Annotated in this window: 2 protein-coding genes; both read right to left on the bottom strand. The window is 68.7% G+C overall.

Translation table 11 applies throughout. The features are described 5' to 3' along the window. Nucleotides 1–109 precede the first annotated feature (109 nt). The gene (locus FV228_RS24170; RefSeq protein WP_246694020.1) at nucleotides 110–790 is read right to left on the bottom strand and encodes a response regulator transcription factor; all 681 of its coding nucleotides are present in this window, start codon (nucleotides 788–790) and stop codon (nucleotides 110–112) included. A gap of 1,110 nt (nucleotides 791–1,900) precedes the next feature. Continuing rightward, on the bottom strand, nucleotides 1,901–3,064 hold the full coding sequence (locus tag FV228_RS24165) for a glycosyltransferase family 4 protein (protein WP_147856887.1): 1,164 nt from the start codon (nucleotides 3,062–3,064) through the stop codon (nucleotides 1,901–1,903). Between the last annotated feature and the right edge of the window lie 276 nt (nucleotides 3,065–3,340).

Raw genomic sequence — 3,340 nt, 5'->3', positions numbered from 1 at the left:
TGGAACGGGCCGCCCCGCGGGGCGGCCCGGCTCAAAACAGAGCGCCGTGCCCGATCGCGGATGGATCGGGCACGGCGCTCTGTCGGGGCCGTCGCGGCCGGGGGGGCGGTCAGGCCGCGGGGGCCTTCATGGCGGCCAGGCTCGAATCCTCGCGCAGGAAGTACTTGTTGGTCAGGTACGCGACCTCGGTGCGGTTCTTCGCCTTCAACTTCTTCATGATGTTGCGGACGTGAACCTTCACCGTGCTCTCGCACATGTTCAACTCGTAGGCGATGATCTTGTTCGGCGTGCCCTTGCGCAGGGCCCGGGCGACGCAGAGCTGGCGCGGGGAGAAGATCTCGTCCTCGCCGGGCTCGACCGGCTCCTCGACCTTGATGCTGGCGAGAAGCGGGAACAGGCACTCCGCCGGGATGTAGACGCCGCCCGCCTGGACGAGCTGGAGCGCCTGCAGGGCGATGTCGACCGACGTCGTGGTCGGGATGTAGCCCTTCACCCCGAGCTTGATGGTCCGCACGATCTGGTCGAGGTTCTCCCCGTCCGAGATGACCGCGACCGGGGGCGCGTCGATCTCGCCCTGCAGCAGGGCCAGCTCCCGGGTGACCTCGGCCCACTCGGTCTCGGACAGGTTGCCGTCCGGCCGGCACAGCACGACCACGTTGGCGGCCACGAACGGGGTCTGGCGCTTCCAGGACTCGATGTCCGGGAACACCTCGAACACGGTGTCCTTGTCGGCCTCCCGGAGGGACGCGGCCAGGCATCGACCGACGAGTTGCCGGCGATCGATGATCACGATGCGGTTCGTGCGGACCAGGGTGGGGTCCCGCTGCTCGATGACGGCGGAACCGTCACCGCCCTGCGCTCCCGGAAAGCCGCTGCGGCTCCTGGGACTATCCCGCTCAACGATGACGCGCTCGTCTCGAGTACCAAGACTGGCCATAGGAAGTTACCTCCTTTCGCAGGAAGCCCGTTGTCAGGCGAGGGCGCGGAAACCCACGAACTCGCCGTCGACATGACACTGGCGGATTGCGATCTGTTCGGCGCCTTATTGGATGGCTCTCGATGACCGTGGATATAATGCTAACTTTCGTAAAATCAGCTGTAAATACCCTATCTGCTCCGGTTTGATTAAATTTCTACGCATATCAAAACAGTCACAAACTACGTACGTAGCTACTGACGCAGTGGCGGCCGGTGCGGATCGTAGATCTCGTCCCGCATTCGTGCGGTCTTCTGGTGTCTATTTCGGTTCATTGCGACCGATCGACCGTATCTGGGTGGTCGATCGGAATTTTTTAGCAACCAAAAAACCGAAACGCCGCGGTGGCTATTTCCGCCGCGGCGGCCCGCCGGCTCGGGGATCGGATTCCGGCGCCGGATGCGGCCTTGGCCAAATTGTTTAGCCTATTCGACCGATGTCTAATTGCCCCGCCTATCTCGCGCTCCAGCGCGGTGGCGAATCCAGTTTTCGTCGCTGAAACTGGGTTGAGGGACTGATTTTGTAGACATGATGACGGTTTGGGGGCTCGAACCGCTCGTCCGGCGGCGAATCACCCCCGAATCAGGGCTTTCGGAGGCCGGCAAGCCGCATCCTGAGCCGATCGATTCGCGTGCCCGCGGGCGTGCCCGTCGGAACTACGTAACCCGGGCCGCCCGATCCGGGCGCACCGGGTCCGCTGAGGGCTCCGCAAGTTCGAGGCAGTCTCACGTCCATAGCGCGACAGGCCACTTTTCCCGCAGCGGGAGGCAACCCGCACGACCTCCTGCGCCCGTGTCGGCCCGCCGGATGTGAGAGTCCGTCAGCATCCCGTCGCGGGGTGGACGATGCGCCCGAATTCGGGCTTGGCCCGCGTCAGGCAGCGCGGCCCGGCCCGTTGAGCCGCGCGCCCCGCGAAAAAGCCAGTCAGGCGACCCGGGCGAGCAGGTCGCGCATGCCGTGGACGTCGACGAAGTCCGAGGTCGCCCGGGTGGCGAGCCGGCCGTGCATCGCCGCGTAGGTCGCGCCGTCGAGGCCGCGCAGGAACGCGATGACGGCGTCCTCGAGCGGTTCCGGGAAGGCCCAGCCGAGCTGCTCGGCCACCGCGTAGCGGCCCGTGGCGGTCTCGGCGCGCGCCAGCGTCAGCGCCCCGCACAGGCCGCCCTCATAGAGCCGGTTCGGCAGCAGCCAGTCCGAGTTCAGGCCGTCATCCAAGCAATCGACCGCCCAGCTGAAGTGCACGCCGCCGTAGATGTCGGGCAACTCGCCCGGATTGGCGTAGGGGCCGCGGAACGACATGTTCGGATGCCGGCGCAGCGTCTCCGCGAAGGTCTGCGGGTCGATATCCTCCTCCGAGAGCCGGCCGGCGATCACGATCCGCACCGCGTCGCCCAGCGCCCGCGCCACCGCCGCCAGGATGGTCAGGCTCCGGCGGCAGCGCAGGGTGCCGAACCAGCCGATGACCCAGGGCGGCCCGGCCCTGCGGTCGCGGTCGATCCGGTGCGCCACCTCGGCGAGGCGGTGCGCCATGACCTTGTTCTCGAGGAGGTGCCACGGGCCCGAAAAGCCCTGGACCGGCCCGAAGTAGCGCCCCACGAAGTCCGGCGCGCTGACCACCAGGAGCGCGCTGCGGCCCAGGATCCAGCGTTCCACCGCCCGGGCGACCCGCCCGACCCGGTCCGGCCGCACCATCAGGCGCTGGATGTCGAGCACCTCGTAGACCAGCGGCGCCCGGCCGCCCGCGAGCCGGGTCGAGGCCCAGGCCACCAGCGCCATGTCGAGGTTGCGCACGTAGACCACGTCCGCGGCGCGCAGGTCCCGCCACCGGGCGAGCGCCCGGACGATCCCGAGCGCGAGCATCGGGAGACGCCGTCCGTAATGCCGGTCCACGGTCTGCCCGAGCGGCACCACGTCGCCGGCGATCCCGGGATCGGCGAGGCCGACCCGCGCCCGCACGAACATGTACTCGACCACCGACCAGCCGGTCTCCCGGATGGCGCCGACCCGCTTCCGGATCGTCGGCTCGATCCGGTCGTGGCCGAAGAAGGCGACCCGGCCGAGCACTGCGGTTTCAGGCTGGGGCTGCATCATGGCGTGCCGCACCCGGCTTCATGGACACAGGACGGACGCTGGCGCCTTGGCCTCCCAGCGTTCCCCCTGATCGGGCACGGGTGTGAGCCCGTCGGTCGCTTGCCCCACGCGTTGCGATGCGACGAACGCCGGAGCGGCCGCGGACGGGCTTGCGCGCCGCACCCGTTCAGCCTTCCTTGCGCCGGCGAACCCGACGCCGCGCGGAACACCGTCACGCGGAGGCTCCTGCATCCGTCGCCTCGGCGCCCGGGCGGCGGCGCCAGGACCGGGCGGCCC

Origin of the sequence: Methylobacterium sp. WL18, from assembly GCF_008040015.1 — a bacterium.
GTDB classification, from domain to species: domain Bacteria; phylum Pseudomonadota; class Alphaproteobacteria; order Rhizobiales; family Beijerinckiaceae; genus Methylobacterium; species Methylobacterium mesophilicum.
This window is presented reverse-complemented; position numbering and strand designations above follow the sequence as displayed.

Bases quoted from the DNA above. Each gene is read 5' to 3' on its own strand.
- FV228_RS24165 (WP_147856887.1), bottom strand. From the start codon at position 3,064: ATGATGCAGCCCCAGCCTGAAACCGCAGTGCTCGGCCGGGTCGCCTTC.